Consider the following 16,092-nt stretch of genomic DNA (forward strand, 5'->3'; position numbering starts at 1 on the left):
GCCTATGGCTGAACAACGTATTTACTCTATAAAGGACCTGAATCGTTATATCCGGATGAAACTGGAATCGGATCAGGTGCTGTCTGATGTATGGATACGCGGGGAAATTTCTAATTTTACGCATCATTCGAGTGGTCACATGTACTTTACGCTCAAGGATGAGGGGAGCCGCATACGTTCGATTATGTTTGCAACCCATAATCAGCGGCTTCCCTTCGTACCGAAAGAAGGTACGCGTGTTATTGCCCGGGGAAACGTATCCGTGTACGAACGAGATGGACAATATCAGTTTTATGCGACTCAAATGCAGCCTGATGGTATAGGAAGCCTTTATTTGGCTTACGAACAGCTCAAGCAAAAGCTGGATGCAGAGGGACTGTTTGATACTGCTCGTAAGCGTAATCTCCCTGCCCATCCGGCAACCATTGGCGTGATTACGTCACCGACCGGAGCGGCTGTGCGTGATATTATTACGACACTTCAACGGCGATACCCGCAGGCTGGAATAGTGTTGTATCCTGTGCTTGTACAAGGAAAAGGTGCCGCACCCTCGATCGTCAAGGCAATTGAAGCTATGAATCGTATGCAAGAGGTTCAGGTGATGATCGTCGGACGGGGAGGTGGCTCGTTGGAAGAACTGTGGGCGTTTAATGAGGAAGCGGTTGCGCGCGCCATTTACGCATCGGTCATTCCGGTTATTTCGGCAGTTGGACACGAAACGGATTTTACCATTGCCGATTTTGTGGCTGACTTGCGTGCAGCAACGCCAACCGCAGCAGCTGAGTTGGCTGTGCCTAATCAGGCAGAGCTACGGGATCAGCTGCTCCAGCGTGAGCAACGCCTGCGCAACGCCCTCCGGCAGCGGCTGGAAACCAGCCGCGAACGCTTGGCGAGACTTCAGCGTTCACCAGTCCTGCTGCACCCACGCCGCTATATGCTACAGCATGCAGAGCGAATGGACATGCTGCATCAGCGGCTAATCCGCGCAGTGGGTAACCGTTCACGCTTAAACGCAGAAAAGAATGCACGTATGCGTCAGGTACTAGAGCGGTTTAATCCGCGTGAACAAATTCGTTCGGCACGCAAGCAGACGGATATGGCGCAACGTCAGCTGGAGTCTGCGATGCGTGCTATTACGAAAACGGGACGGCAGCAGTTGCACACGGGAATTCGTCAGCTGGATGCGCTGAGCCCACTCAAAGTCATGGCCCGAGGCTATAGCTTGGTATACGATGAGCAGGAGAAACGGCTGATTAAGTCGCTCAAAGACGTACAGCCGGGAGATTCCATCAAGATTAAAGTGAGTGATGGGCAGTTGGACTGCCAAGTATGGGGAATGAAGGAGGACGCGAAGCACGGTGGCGAATGAAACGGAATTGAATTTTGAAGCGGCTATGGCCGCTCTTGAAGAAATTGTCGGACAACTGGAGCATGGAGACGTTCCTCTGGAGCAAGCCATTGATTTGTTCCAGCGGGGGATGAAGCTGTCTCAGCTTTGCAGTCAAAAGCTGGAGCAGGTTGAACGTAAAATTGAAATGATCGTGGAAGAGGATGGAGATTTGCGCAAGAAGCCTTTTGGCGGCGGATTAGATGAAAACGGCGGTGAAGGGCTTGAATAGACCGTCGTTCAAGGAATATTTGACCGGGACGGCGGATGCGGTTTCGTCTGCACTGACCGAGCAGTTCCCGGCCGATTGGAACATTCCCGATGTTCTTCGAGAATCTATGAATTATTCACTCACCGCAGGCGGAAAACGGCTGCGGCCTCTGCTTGTGATCGCTGCTGCTGAAGCATTCGGTGGAAGCAGGGAAGCTGCGTTGCCAGTGGCATGTGCGGTAGAAATGGTACATACGTACTCTCTCATTCATGACGACTTGCCCGCCATGGATGATGATGATTATCGGCGAGGTAAGCTGACGAATCATAAGGTATACGGCGAGGCGGTTGCCGTCCTTGCGGGTGATGCTTTGTTGACCCATGCCTTTTACAGCATTGTGCAAGCAGGACGACGTCACGGTGTTTCATCCGATTCGCTGTTGTCCATTGTTGAGGATTTGTCCGAAATGAGTGGCGCGCGGGGCATGGTAGGCGGACAGGTCGCCGATATGTCAGGCGAGCAAGGAATGACGGGGATCGAGGAACTGGAATATATCCATCTTCATAAAACTGCTGATTTAATTATTTTCTCGCTCTTGGCAGGTGGACGGATTGGTGGGGCGGACAAGAGTCAATTAGAGGCGCTTCGCCGCTTTGGACGAGACTTGGGGCTGGCTTTTCAGATACAGGACGATATACTGGACCTCATAGGCGATGAGAGCAAAATGGGTAAGAAAACGCAAAGTGATGTTGAGCAGGAGAAGGTTACCTATCCGTATTTCATTGGTATGGACGCATCTTTGCGGCAGGTGGAGGAACTCACCGCATCTGCTAAAAAAGTGATAACAGAGAGCGGTATTCCCGATTCTTCTCGTTTGCTGGAGATAGCGGATTACCTGATGAAGCGTGATCATTAGTTGCGTTAGAGCTGTTTTGACTTGTCTGCGTTTAAGCACAGTTAAAAAGTGTGATATAATACTTGTTAACTTTACACACAAACTTGAAGGAAAGCGGGGAGATATGCGTGCTGCTTCCACACATAAAGCAACCAGGCGATCTGAAATCACTGTCGGTTGAGGAGTTGGCTTCTCTAGCCGAGGAAATCAGGAGCTTTTTGATTGAGAAGCTGTCCGTGACTGGGGGGCATCTGGCATCGAATCTGGGAGTGGTTGAGCTCACGATCGCCCTGCATTATTGCTATAACAGTCCAAAGGACAAGATGATTTATGACGTTGGGCACCAAGCCTACGTACACAAAATATTGACAGGGCGAATGGACCGTTTTGATACACTTCGTCAGCGTGATGGACTTTGTGGTTTTGTAAAAAGAAGTGAGAGCGAGCATGATGTTTGGGAAGCCGGTCATAGCAGCACTTCTCTGTCGGCGGCAATGGGAATGGCCTTGGCTCGAGATTTGAAGGGCGAGGACAATAAAGTCATTGCAATGATCGGAGACGGAGCGTTGACTGGGGGGATGGCCTTCGAAGCGTTGAATCATATCGGTCATGAGCGCAAAAATTTAATGGTCATTCTGAATGACAACGAAATGTCCATAGCACCTAATGTAGGGGCCATGCATAATTATTTGAGCAAAATCCGCTCAGACCGTCATTATTTGCGAGCAAAAGATGAGCTGGAAGTTTTGCTGAAAAAAATACCCGCGATCGGCGGTAAACTTGCCAAATCGGCTGGCCGTGTCAAGGACAGTCTTAAATATATGATGGTGCCTGGTGTACTGTTTGAGGAACTGGGACTTACGTATCTCGGTCCAGTGGACGGACATGATTTGTCGAAGCTAATCGAAACCTTCCAGCAGGCTGATAATGTCACTGGCCCTGTATTGGTGCATGTCGTAACAACCAAGGGCAAGGGCTATAAACCTGCGGAAGCAGATTCACACAAATGGCATGGAATCAGTCCCTACAAAATTGAATCGGGTCAGGTACTCAAAGCTGTAGGTAATCCGATGTATACGGAAATTTTCGGTCGAACGTTGATTGAGCTGGCTGAGCAGGATGAGCGCATCGTTGCGGTCACCCCCGCTATGCCTGGCGGATCAGGATTGGTACCGTTTAGTAAAGAGTTTCCTAGCCGTATGATTGACGTCGGCATTGCTGAACAGCATGCAGCTACCATGTGTGCTGCGTTGGCAATGGAAGGGATGAAGCCGGTGTTTGCGGTGTATTCCACTTTTATGCAGCGTGCTTATGACCAGATTGTGCATGATATCTGTCGTCATAATGCGAACGTAATGTTCGCGATTGACCGTGCAGGTTTTGTTGGGGCTGACGGGGAAACTCATCATGGCGTGTTTGATGTGGCATTCTTGCGTCATATCCCGAATCTTGTGCTTATGATGCCAAAGGATGAGAACGAGCTACGCCATATGATGAAAACAGCGCTCGACTATGAAGATGGTCCAATTGCTTATCGTTACCCGCGTGTTAATGTGGTTGGCGTGCCGATGGATAAAGAATTACAGGCTATTCCCATCGGCAGTTGGGAGCTCCTGCGTAAAGGCGAGGGCTTTGCTGTAATCGCATCAGGACCGATGCTCCAGGTGGCGACAGAGGCTGCGGAGGCGATGAAACGGGAAGGTTTGCAAGTGGGCGTCGTGAATGCCCGTTTCCTGAAGCCTTTGGACGAGGATATGTTGCGTGAGCTGGCTCGTCAGCATACGAAGCTGATCGTATTGGAAGAAGCTTCTGAAGCAGGAAGCTTGGGTAGCGCTGTACTGGAATTTTACGCTAAAGCCGAAATACAAGAGGCACAGGTGCGCCTAATGGGGATTCCCGATCTGTTCGTGGAGCATGGCTCCATCAAAGAGCAGCGTGCTGAAGTAGGTCTTACCATTGAAGATGTATGCTTAAAGCTGCGTAAATGGGCTGCTGAGCCAGCATATGGCATGGGACAATCCGTATAGGGTAACTTGAAGTGAAGACCATGACGTTTATAAAAAGTATGACAAGAGCAGCCTGGCTGCCTAAAGGGAGATTAACATGTCTGTTCCGAAGGAACGCATTGATGTATTACTTGTAGAACAAGGCTTTTTTGAAAGCCGTGAAAAAGCTAAAGCTGCGATTATGGCTGGGCTAGTGCTGGCGGACAGCGAACGGATCGAGAAGGCGGGGATGAAGGTACCACGCGCCAGCGAACTTAAAGTTAAGGGTTCGGTGCATCCGTATGTAAGCCGTGGAGGATTGAAGCTGGAGAAGGCCATCCGTCAATTTGAGCTGGATATGAAGGGCAGGACAATGCTGGATATTGGCTCGTCCACTGGAGGTTTTACGGATTGTGCGCTTCAGCATGGAGCTGAATACGTATACGCCATTGATGTGGGTTATAACCAGCTGGATTGGTCCCTTCGTAATGATGAACGAGTATGCGTAATGGAGAAAACGAATTTCAGATATATGACACCCGCGGATTTGAATGGTTCCGTGCCGAATTTCGCTAGTATTGACGTTTCCTTTATTTCATTACGTATTATTTTGCCCCCGTTGCTTGCCTTGTTGCATCAACCTGCTGATATTGTAGCTCTAATCAAGCCGCAATTCGAAGCTGGACGCGAAAAGGTTGGAAAATCCGGTGTGGTCCGTGATCCTGCTACGCATAAAGAAGTGTTGCAGACCATTCTGATGTTTGCACATGAGCTTGGACTTACGCTGCAAGGTTTGGCTTATTCGCCTATTACAGGTGGAGAAGGCAATATTGAATTTTTAGCGCATTGGCGTTTGGATGGGCTTCCTGCTGCAGAATCGCAGCTGGAGAAGATGGATTTCAGACCACTGATTGAACGTACCGTTCAGGAAGCAGGTCAGACTTTTAATAATGGTCCATCGCGTAAGTAACATTCAGGGGTTCTCCATGAGTTCTGTGAACTTAAGGGAACCTCTTTTTGGTGTGAGGGATTGATTATAGAACTCACGTTCGCCTATAATGAGATGTACAAAGGAAAAGGGATTTTACATCTTGTCCTAGAATATGTCCATGAGGTGATCGGTCCATGGACACAAGATATGATACGGTTATCATCGCTGTAATCGGGGTGATATTAGGGATATGGGCTTTGTATAGCCTACGTGCCTGGTTGAAGGAGCCAGGGCCGCTTGTACTAAAGACGATACCGATTAACGAGGACTTGGACGAAGGGCCTGTCACAGACCTACTCGAAGAAGCAGGATATGAAGTAGTGGGCGGGAAGATGAAAATACCGCTTGCTTTTAAAGTGAATGGACATACCGTGTATAGCCGTTTGTTTATAGACTACGTGGCTGTACGAAACGGTTCGACATATATGGTCAAAACGTCACGCCGCAAGAAACCAATGGAGTGGAGTGGTCCTGATTTAAGGGACAGGCTCATGCCGTATTTATTGCTCTATCCGGGTTGCGCGGGTGTATTGTACGTTGATACGGACGAGCGAAGTATTCGCCTTATTACATTAGTGGAAGACCTCGAAGAAGAGGAATATGAAGGTTAATCCATAGGAGGATTATATGAAGGGTCAACGACATATTAAAATTAGGGAAATTATTTCACAACATGAGATTGAGACGCAGGATGATCTGGTTGAAGCATTGCGTAAGGCTGGTTTTCAGGTTACTCAGGCGACCGTATCACGTGATATCAAGGAGTTGCTGCTCATCAAGGTTCCAATGGACGATGGCAGATATAAATATTCGATGCCTTCAGATCAACGTTACAATCCGGCCCAGAAACTGAAACGTACGTTGGTCGATAACTTTTTGCATATTGACTACACAACCAATCTGATTGTGATGAAATGCCTGCCGGGAACAGCCAACTCGATTGCTGCTTTATTGGACAATATTGAATGGTCCGAGATCATGGGGACGATTAGCGGGGATGATACCATTTTGATTATTTGCCGATCGGAAGAAAACAGCGAAGCTATCGTGAATCGTCTTATGGGCTACATTTCCTAATTATAATGGCTACGCATATTAGGCGTTTTAATTTGTACATCATAGAGGTGAAAGAACGATGCTGGTCACTTTGTCTATACGGAATTTGGCGGTTGTAGAGGCCGTCGATGTTCATTTTTATAAAGGGTTTCATGTGTTGAGCGGGGAAACAGGTGCTGGTAAATCCATTATTATCGATGCGCTTGGGCTGATTGCAGGCGGTAGGGGCTCTGCTGATTTAGTGCGTTACGGTTGTGATAAAGCAGAGATGGAAGCCTTATTTGAACTGCCGGTAAAACATCCAGTTTGGAATACACTTGAGGAACAAGGGATTAAGGCTAATGCAGAGGAGCATTTGCTGATTCGTCGCGAACTTACGGTTCAAGGGAAAAGTTCTTCTCGAATTAACGGCCAGATGGTTAATTTAACGATGCTGCGTGAGGTGGGTGAGCAACTCGTCAATATCCACGGGCAACATGAGCATCAAAGCCTGCTACGTGCAGATCGCCATCTGGCGCTGCTGGATACGTTCGGTGATTCGGTCATCGGTCCGGTCAAAACGCTTTATCGGGAGCGTTACAATGCTTTTGTCAAAGCGGAAAAAGAAGTAAGAGAACTGCAAAGCTCCAGTCAAAAGGCTTATCAGCTTTTGGATATGTACCGATTTCAATTAGAAGAGATCGCTGCGGCGGAGTTGAAATTGGGAGAAGATGAATTATTGGCAGAGGAACGGGTCAAGCTATCCCATAGTGAGAAAATGATGGATGGGATATCAGGAGCATACGAACTGCTAAGCGGCAGAGGTGGACTGGATACGATCAATAACGTGTTGTCCAGATTAAACGATGTCCAAAGCTATGACAGCAAAAGCCTTCAGCCCATTGCGGAGCAGATTCAGTCTGCTTTTTACCAGTTGGAGGACGCAGCATTCCAATTACGTTCTTATCGTGAGGATATTGAATTTAATCCAGGTAAGCTGCATGAAGTGGAGCAACGTTTGAATCAAATTACCGGATTACAGCGAAAATATGGTGATAGTATAGAGCAGATTTTGGAATACTATAGCCGTATCGAGCAGGAAACCGATCTGCTGGAAAATAAAGATGAGCGGTTGGAGCAGCTCATTGCAAAACGGGATGAGTTGCTTTCCGATTTGCTTGAGATTTCGGAAGAGCTTACAGAAGCACGCGAAATTTGTGCTGAAGAGCTTGCAGAGCAAGTGGAGCAGGAGTTAAAAGACCTGCAGATGGAAAGAACGTCACTCAAGGTGCGCATCGATCCGATTGAAGATCCACGCGGATATGAGTATAAAGGTCTGAAGGTAAGACCTACCAAGCAGGGCATTGATAATGCGGAATTTCTTATTTCCCCCAATCCAGGTGAGCCACTACGTCCACTTGGTAAGATCGCTTCAGGCGGTGAGCTATCACGTATCATGTTGGCGATGAAAAGTATTTTTGCGCGTCATGATCAAATTCCAGTACTCATTTTTGACGAGGTGGATACTGGGGTGAGTGGTCGTGCAGCTCAATCCATTGCCGAGAAGCTATATCGTTTATCTTCCGTTTGTCAGGTCTTTTCCATTACTCATTTGCCACAGGTGGCATGTATGGCAGATCATCAGTACCTTATTGAGAAAAATGTCCATGATGGACGGACCATGACTCAAATTGAGGGACTTACGGAGGACGGGCGTGTCAAGGAATTGGCACGGATGCTGGGCGGTGTGGAAATTACCGAAAAAACTTTGCATCACGCACAGGAAATGCTGAATTTGGCGGAAGGAAAGAAAGCCTGAAAAGAGCGGCTGGCGTAATGTTTAACAGTTATAAAAGCCTGGGGGCAAGGTTACCTTATAGGTACGCAATTGGCGACCACCTTTACTCGTCAAGCGAAAGAAGCAAAGGGAGCGTGACAGCCATTGAATTTTTACTCCAGGATCAAATTGCTCGGTCTTTTGCTTGTTTTTCTTATGTGTTCTATCGGTAACGCTCAGCATGTGCAAGCTGCGCTGCCTCCACAAGCTTCTTTGGACTTGTTCGGCTCTAAAAGCATGAGGACAACCCAAGAAAGTGTAGTTCCCGATTTAAAAGTATACCCGGGGGGGCAGACGATTGGGGTCAAAGTAAAATCTTCAGGAGTGCTTGTCGTCGGTCACCATATCATTCAAGAAAGTAATGATCGTAAGGTGTCACCTGGTGAAACAGCGGGGATTCGCTTAGGGGATCGGATTACACACATGAACGGCAAACCACTCAATAGCCTGGCAAGGGTTGCTGAGGCAGTAGACGAAGCAGGTAAGAATAAAAAGCCGCTCGACATTACACTTTGTCGAGGAGAGCAGACGATTTCCACGAAGTTAACACCAGCATATGATCAAGATGATAAAGCGTGGCGGCTTGGGTTGTACATTAGAGACTCGGCTGCAGGTGTAGGTACATTAACGTTTTACGCACCGGACCAAGGTGTATACGGGGCATTGGGCCACGTAATTACCGATATGAATACCCAAACCCCTATTGTCGTGGGGAGCGGAGAGATTGTGCAGTCCAATGTGACGTCAATTGCGAAAAGCCAAAGTGGGGAACCAGGAGAAAAACGCGCTCATTTTCTCAAAGATCATCGGGTATTAGGAAATATTGAACGAAATACGAATTTCGGAATTTTTGGGAAAATGTCAGATGAGCCGCAATATGGATTGTATTCAACTCCTATTCCGGTGGCTCTTGCGAATGAAGTAAAGGAAGGACCGGCAGAAATTTTGACTGTACTGGAAGGTCAACAAATTCAGCGGTTTCAGGCGGAAATTGTACACATTTCTCAGCAGGACAAACCAGCAACCAAAGGACTTGTGATTCGCATTGTAGATCCAAAGCTGTTGGATAAGACCGGGGGAATCGTGCAAGGAATGAGCGGTAGTCCGATTATTCAAAATGGTAAGCTTATCGGGGCTGTGACACATGTATTTGTGAATGATCCTAAATCAGGTTACGGTTGTTTTATCGAATGGATGCTGCGCGATGCAGGAATCATGCAGAATAACGTAAGCTTGAAATCATTTTCTAATCTTAAGGCGAGCTAGTGGCCTTAAGATTTTTTTGTCGAAAAGCAGGGGAATAACTCATATTTGCAAGATAAAGAATTAATTATAATAGAAAGTATAAAAAAAATAAATAAAAATAATTTTCGACAGAAGGAATTCATAATTCGATGTCGAAATCATATACTCCGACAAGAAATATTTATATACTGTAAACAGATATCACAATGGAATATCACTCAATGAGGAGGAAGTACATTGCAAAAAATTGAGGTATTGTTGGCTGATGACAACCGGGAATTTACGAATTTGCTTGCTGAATATATTTCCGATCAGGAGGATATGGAAGTTACAGGAATCGCCTATAACGGCGAAGAAGTGCTCCAACGCATCGCAGAATCCCGCAACATACCTGATGTACTTATTTTAGATATTATTATGCCTCATCTGGATGGTCTCGGTGTATTGGAGCGTTTAAGAGAAATGAACCTGACTCCACAGCCGAAAATCATTATGCTGACTGCATTCGGTCAAGAAAATATTACACAGAGGGCCGTACAGCTCGGGGCATCTTATTATATTTTGAAGCCGTTTGACATGGAAGTGCTGGCTAACCGTGTTCGCCAATTAGTGGGGCCGCAGTTAGTTAGCAGCAGTCCGGTGACCATTTCATCCATGCGGTCCAACGTTGTACCTATGGGTAAGACGAAAAACCTGGATGCCAGTATCACGGCCATCATACATGAAATTGGTGTACCAGCTCACATCAAGGGCTATCAATATTTACGCGAAGCCATTACGATGGTGTACAATAATATCGAAATTTTGGGAGCCATCACCAAAACATTATATCCGGCAATCGCCGAAAAGTTCAAAACGACGGCATCTCGCGTAGAACGCGCCATTCGTCATGCTATCGAGGTAGCATGGACCCGTGGAAATATCGACAGCATTTCACACCTGTTCGGGTACACCATTAATATCAGTAAGTCCAAACCAACCAATTCAGAGTTCATAGCGATGGTAGCAGATAAGCTGAGAATTGAGAACAAGGTGTCCTGAAAGGGTCAGAATGATTGATGAAGCAAGGGATTTTTGTGGTTTTACGTTTATCAATGATAATTGCAGGGATGGCTATTAATTTCCAAAACAGCCGACCCGATCCGATAAACTTCTGAATAGTAGACAACTAATACCGCCTATTTATTGGTTCTTCCAAGAACCAGTAAATAGGCGGTATTTTTTATAAACGATTTTGAATTTCAATTGGACAATTTAAAGTTTTCTTCAATTATCATCATTTTCATGCTATCAGTGGTCGTTCTATTAAGGTAGAAAGTTGTTAAAATACTGAATGATATCGGTCTGCTATCCCGTAGTATTTATCCTTAATTGGAAGGTGGAAAGAAAATGAATTCAATAGAGTATAAAGAGTTTTATAATAAGATTGGAAAAATCAACGGATGGAATTTCAGCCATGTGAAATGTATCTCCGAAGGAGTAAAATGGGACTTCTACAATGAAGTAGCGAAGACATGCAAGAAGTCGGATATATTGCTTGACATCGGTACTGGCGGCGGGGAAGCGATTTTATCAATAGCAGATTCTGCATTACTTCTAGTTGGGATTGACCATTCCACTGGAATGATTGAAACAGCAACCAAGAATTCTGCTGAATCAGACATAGCAAATGTTCGTTTTCTCCAGATGGATGCTGAAAATATAAATTTTCCTGAGAATTTCTTTAATGTAATCTCTTCTAGACATTCGTGTTTTTATGCAAAAGAAATAGCAAAGGTGTTAGTAAAGGGTGGTATGTTCCTGACACAGCAAGTAAGTGAAAACGACAAATTAAATATTAAAGAAGCGTTTGGAAGAGGACAGGCATGGGGTGCTAAGAAAGACTCGTTAAAAGCTCAATATATTACCGAATTAAGTGACGCGGGCTTTAAGGACATACAGTCATTTGAATTCAATGCAACCGAATATTATCAGACTCCTGCAGACTTAATATTTCTCTTGAAACACACATCAATTATTCCCAACTTCGGAGAAGAAGAAATTGATTTTCAAATACTCCAACAATTTATTTTGGACAATCAAACCGAATTAGGAATAAGGACAAATTCAGAACGATTTATGGTGATTGCTAGGAAGTAAAACATAAAGGGATACCCGTTTTTTGGGTATTGGGTATCCTTTTTTTAAGTTTGATGGAATGAGCGAATAAAGATTTTCAGCATCGTCCTCGCTAAATGGCAGAATCATTGGGAATTATGAGACATAATACCCTTCACACTGTTTATAAAATAAACCTGAATCAGTTGCACTAACCATCACGAAGAAAAATTTCCCTTTTGTAAACAGTTCTGAAATTCTCTTTAAATTTGATATAAACAATGTGTCGTTTCTTGTCGATATAGTATCTAATATAAAGAGAACTGAGGAGCGAATATATGAAATTTAACATTCGAACAAAATTGATATTGGGTTTTCTTGCGGTAATAATATTATTGATTGTCATTAGTACAACATCTATCTCAAAAATGAAAAATTTAGGCGACACTTCGATGGCAATTGATAGCCATTGGATGCCAAGTGTGACCATCCTGGGAACACTAAATGGTGATATATCTGATGTAGAGCGGATCTCATTAAACATTATTGTAGAACGTGACCCAGAAGAAATGGAGAAGGTTCAGGCCGAATATGATAAGATTTTAAAAAAGGTTGAGGACGATCGAAAAATATACGAAAAATTAATTGCTACCCCTAAAGAACGTGAAATGTATGAAGAATTCTCCAAAAATTATACGGAGTATTTGGCTAAGTTGCCAGAAATGATTGAAGCGGGGAAAGCTAATGATTACACTCAATCAAGCATCCTTCATCAAGAGTCCTATAAGTTATGGTATAGTTCAAACGATATGATCAGTCAGCTCATTAAATTGAATGCAGATGGATCTAAACAGACTACGAAAGAAGCTGTTGACAACTTTATTTCAGGTAGACAACTGGTCATCGTTTTGAGTATAGCAGCCGTTATATTAGCATTGATCATGGCAATCATCATAGCCCAAATTATTTCTAAACCTATCTTGCGAATCAGTCGTGCTGCTGAAAGTATCGCATCGGGTGATCTTACAAGTGAAGCTATCATTGTGAAGGGCAAGGATGAGATCAGTACGTTGGCACATTCCTTTAATGTCATGGTTGAGAACCTTCGTGAACTGATTCAATCTGTGAGTAAGACGACTGAGCTGGTAACCACTTCCTCAGAAGAATTGACGGCCAGCGCAGAGCAAAATAGCCAAGCTTCTGCACAAATAACCGAAACGGTGCAAGAAGTAGCTACTGGAACAGGAGACCAGGTAGATATGGTGACGAAATCGTCCCAAGCTATTGAGGAAATGTCTATCGGTGTTGAGCAAATCGCCATCCGCGCGCAAAATGTATTCGCATCTGCGCAAGATGCGGCCCATAAATCGGCTGAAGGTAACCAGATGATTCAACAGGCAGTTACGCAGATGAATGCCGTGAATGATTCGATGAATGGATTGGCAGATCTCATGGCTGGATTGGGAGAGCGCTCAGACGAAATTGGCAAGATCATTGATGTTATCACCAATATTTCTAGTCAGACCAACCTTCTTGCCTTGAACGCTGCGATTGAAGCGGCCCGTGCAGGAGAACATGGTCGCGGATTTGCTGTAGTTGCAGGCGAAGTTCGCAAGTTGGCTGAACAATCGGCTCATTCTGCTCAACAAATTACGGAGCTTGTGGGATTGATTCAAAAGGATACTACCCATGCTATTGAAGCGGTAGCGTCCAACGGGAAGGATGTCATGACAGGTCGTGAAGTTGTACAAAATGCAGGCGCATCCTTTGAACTCATTCAGGAAACCGTAAATAAAGTGGCCAGTGAAATTGAAGAGGTTTCTGCCGGATCAGAACAAATGTCTGCAAGTACTGATGAGATTGTTGGTTTTGTCAGACAAATTTCAGCGATTGCTGAAGAAGCCGCAGCAGGGACACAACACGTATCTGCCGCAACTCAGGAACAGCTGGCATCTATGGAGGAAATTGCTTCTTCTGCAAGAAATCTGTCCCAAATGGCGGAAGACCTGCAAGGGCAAATTGGTAAATTCAAAGTATAATTCGTATACTGCTTTTTATGTTTAAGAGGAACTAGCTGCTCTATTGTGAGCGGCTTTTTTCTGTTTTTTTTTATTAATATATTGTGATTAAAGGGTGGAGATATGAGGAGCCTGTAATTGGAACGATATGATATAATAGTGGGAAATTCTTTGGGTTGGAGTGACATGATGGATAATAAGACTGAACTTAAAGCAAGTGAACTACGTCAGTTAGCGATAGACAAAATTATAGCTACACCATTTTTGAGTGATTTTAAATATCTGAAAAGCAGAAAAGTTTTGAAAAAAGAAACCAAGGAATTTATATTTGAAATTAGTTTTGGTGCGACTAAATATGGTGCATTAAAAGTTTATATTATCGTAGAATCCAAAAGAATAAAAAAGAAGTATAGTACTGGCGCTTGTTTTCACAGTGAGTTGATTGCTCTCACCAAGAAATATACGGAAAACAGGGATTACCTTGTGTCCACAGAAGCTGAAAGAGAACGGGTGATCCAAGAGATCGTTGAAGATATCTACGCTTTCGCGTTGCCCTTTTTCAAGCGATTTGAACATGTAGAAACACTAGCAGAACAAGTACATAAGTCAGGCTTTTTACCGCATCGCAAACGCTTTGATAAGTTTAATCCGTTGACGAAAAGATTCATTGATTTTTATTATCAAGGGGAGTAATGTAGCCATCTGGGCCATTTTTATTCTCACCATTGGGCAGTAGATAAGCATTATGATAAGGAGAACGATCTTCATAGAGGGGATATTATCGTTTTTCAGAAGGATGATGTACAATTTGTAAAACGGGTCAATGTACTCCTCAGGGAAAGATGATTTACCTAATATGCTCAGTTAGAGGCGAGTCGGATGTTGCACGGGAGGGTACGATTTTTATATGGAGACAATCGGATGAACAGCACAGAGGCTGTATACACGGGTATATTTCAATGAATAAAGCTATAGGCTAAGTCATCGCATTGAACGGGCTAGTGGTATTAACCCAATTGATTCTAAAGCAAAGGCGGGAATGAGAGCATGTGGAATAGTCTGACTTGGGTGTTCTTCGGCGTGTTGTTGGTGGCATTGGGTTGGATTGTTAAAGTAAGGCGTAGTTCCAGCAGCAACAAACAATTGAATGAACAGCGGGGCAGTAATGTCGTTGAATTTCGTCCTCGTAAGTCCGCTCGACAATCCCGTACCGGTAATGAATCTAAGTCTAAAGTGTCTTCCGGTCCACGCACGAATGCAAAAGCAGCAGGTATTCAGGCCCAAACTGGGTTTGGACTGTCTGACTCTATCCAGGGCACAGGCAAGCAAAAATGCTCCTTTTGTAAAAAAGAAGACAAATTAACCTTCTATGCGGATGACAATGGATCGCTGTATGGGGTATGCAAAGAGTGTAAGCATAAGGCGGAAAGACAGGATATGTTGCCACTTTAGTCTATACAGACGATTGAGGACCATCATTAAAAGAATTCTTTTAATTAATAAAAACTCCCAACCGATGTAGTAAATTGGTTAGGAGTTTTTTGTTTGTATTTTACATTGTTATCTAATTTGCCTGTCAATTAGTTCCTCGAGTGCATCCGCTATGTGATCTGGTCCATAGGAGAGCTCTTCCCGGCTTAAGCTCAACCAGGCATGGCGCTCATCCATATCAAATGCAGTCTCAAGCCAACCAGATAACCCTCTGCCCCTGCGGTCTACTTCTACAAGCACATGCACACCCTCGGGTTCTAACTGCATAATCAGCTCTAGCTCCTCGATATCACGTGCATATTCTGATCCGGGCGTAAATTCAAATTCCTGTACGTACGGAACGCCGCGTCCCAGCTTAGGATGACGTTCGCAGGTGGAGGAGCGGAATCGGAATCCCAACAGGTGAACCGCCTCAAACACTGTATTCATATAGGGATGTGGCTCGATTTTGAGTGAATCACGATCGGTCGGGTCCAAAGCCATGCCAATATCTAATGCTGTTTCCAGCCAGACGGGCTGTTTGGCGTGAGTAACAGGAGTTTCCAACGGCAATCTGAAGGAAAAAGGAATTTCAAGCTCCTGTCCTTGTTCTAGATGAAAGCCGTCAGATACCTTAATCCGTGCAATGCAGCAGGTGCTGATAGTTTTTTTATCATCGTGCTCCACGATATATTCAGTCTTGAGCTCAATGTCAATTTTGCCGATTTCCTGATCAATTTTGCCGCCTTTGATGCGCATGATGCCACTAAGTTCTTCCCCAGGCACATATACAGCTTGATCCACCAGCGTATCGACTTTAGCTGAACCGATTCCTGCGCTTGCTAAGATTTTGTTAAAAAAACTCATTATTCCGTCCCCCCAGATAATCTCATGGTCATGATATACAAACGAAAACTAAAA

Annotated in this window: 15 protein-coding genes; 14 read left to right on the plus strand and 1 reads right to left on the minus strand. The window is 44.7% G+C overall.

The window, feature by feature from the left end:
* The first annotated feature begins 4 nt into the window (after positions 1-4).
* The 14 genes from xseA (at position 5) to ACUYLD_RS07015 (ending at position 15,153) form a co-directional block, all read left to right on the plus strand.
* A complete protein-coding gene (gene xseA, locus ACUYLD_RS06950; protein ID WP_446674675.1) occupies positions 5-1,369 on the plus strand; it encodes an exodeoxyribonuclease VII large subunit in 1,365 nt (454 codons plus the stop codon).
* On the plus strand, positions 1,359-1,619 hold the full coding sequence (xseB, locus tag ACUYLD_RS06955) for an exodeoxyribonuclease VII small subunit (protein WP_013310814.1): 261 nt from the start codon (positions 1,359-1,361) through the stop codon (positions 1,617-1,619). Before xseA ends, xseB begins: the two co-directional genes overlap by 11 nt.
* Positions 1,591-2,514: a polyprenyl synthetase family protein gene (locus ACUYLD_RS06960; RefSeq protein WP_254325377.1), complete on the plus strand. Its 924-nt coding sequence runs from the start codon at positions 1,591-1,593 to the stop codon at positions 2,512-2,514. The genes xseB and ACUYLD_RS06960 overlap by 29 nt, the downstream gene beginning before the upstream one ends.
* Positions 2,515-2,621: 107 nt before the next feature.
* Positions 2,622-4,520 carry a 1-deoxy-D-xylulose-5-phosphate synthase gene (dxs, locus tag ACUYLD_RS06965; RefSeq protein ID WP_254349958.1) on the plus strand — a complete coding sequence of 633 codons (1,899 nt, stop codon included), beginning with the start codon at positions 2,622-2,624 and terminating at the stop codon, positions 4,518-4,520.
* 76 nt (positions 4,521-4,596) lie between these two features.
* Positions 4,597-5,448 carry a TlyA family RNA methyltransferase gene (locus tag ACUYLD_RS06970; RefSeq protein WP_023989243.1) on the plus strand — a complete coding sequence of 284 codons (852 nt, stop codon included), beginning with the start codon at positions 4,597-4,599 and terminating at the stop codon, positions 5,446-5,448.
* Between the two features lie 155 nt (positions 5,449-5,603).
* The gene (locus ACUYLD_RS06975; protein WP_235309554.1) at positions 5,604-6,080 is read left to right on the plus strand and encodes a hypothetical protein; all 477 of its coding nucleotides are present in this window, start codon (positions 5,604-5,606) and stop codon (positions 6,078-6,080) included.
* A gap of 16 nt (positions 6,081-6,096) precedes the next feature.
* The gene (gene ahrC / locus ACUYLD_RS06980) at positions 6,097-6,546 is read left to right on the plus strand and encodes a transcriptional regulator AhrC/ArgR (RefSeq protein ID WP_013310809.1); all 450 of its coding nucleotides are present in this window, start codon (positions 6,097-6,099) and stop codon (positions 6,544-6,546) included.
* A gap of 58 nt (positions 6,547-6,604) precedes the next feature.
* Positions 6,605-8,323, plus strand: coding sequence for a DNA repair protein RecN (gene recN, locus ACUYLD_RS06985; protein WP_028540598.1), 1,719 nt, complete (start codon positions 6,605-6,607; stop codon positions 8,321-8,323).
* A gap of 123 nt (positions 8,324-8,446) precedes the next feature.
* On the plus strand, positions 8,447-9,607 hold the full coding sequence (gene spoIVB / locus ACUYLD_RS06990) for a SpoIVB peptidase (protein ID WP_446674676.1): 1,161 nt from the start codon (positions 8,447-8,449) through the stop codon (positions 9,605-9,607).
* A 216-nt stretch (positions 9,608-9,823) separates the two neighbouring features.
* Positions 9,824-10,627: a sporulation transcription factor Spo0A gene (gene spo0A, locus ACUYLD_RS06995; RefSeq protein ID WP_023989239.1), complete on the plus strand. Its 804-nt coding sequence runs from the start codon at positions 9,824-9,826 to the stop codon at positions 10,625-10,627.
* Between the two features lie 348 nt (positions 10,628-10,975).
* Positions 10,976-11,725 carry a class I SAM-dependent methyltransferase gene (locus tag ACUYLD_RS07000; protein ID WP_446674677.1) on the plus strand — a complete coding sequence of 250 codons (750 nt, stop codon included), beginning with the start codon at positions 10,976-10,978 and terminating at the stop codon, positions 11,723-11,725.
* A gap of 296 nt (positions 11,726-12,021) precedes the next feature.
* Positions 12,022-13,722, plus strand: a complete 1,701-nt coding sequence (locus ACUYLD_RS07005; RefSeq protein WP_446674678.1) for a methyl-accepting chemotaxis protein — start codon at positions 12,022-12,024, stop codon at positions 13,720-13,722.
* A gap of 117 nt (positions 13,723-13,839) precedes the next feature.
* The gene (locus ACUYLD_RS07010) at positions 13,840-14,394 is read left to right on the plus strand and encodes a hypothetical protein (RefSeq protein WP_446674679.1); all 555 of its coding nucleotides are present in this window, start codon (positions 13,840-13,842) and stop codon (positions 14,392-14,394) included.
* A 354-nt stretch (positions 14,395-14,748) separates the two neighbouring features.
* A complete protein-coding gene (locus ACUYLD_RS07015; RefSeq protein ID WP_446674680.1) occupies positions 14,749-15,153 on the plus strand; it encodes a hypothetical protein in 405 nt (134 codons plus the stop codon).
* Between the two features lie 108 nt (positions 15,154-15,261).
* Here ACUYLD_RS07015 and ACUYLD_RS07020 read toward each other — a convergent pair whose 3' ends face one another.
* Positions 15,262-16,038, minus strand: coding sequence for a sporulation protein (locus ACUYLD_RS07020; RefSeq protein ID WP_250268730.1), 777 nt, complete (start codon positions 16,036-16,038; stop codon positions 15,262-15,264).
* Positions 16,039-16,092: the final 54 nt, after the last annotated feature.

The sequence above is a fragment of the Paenibacillus sp. SER-28 genome (assembly GCF_052906305.1).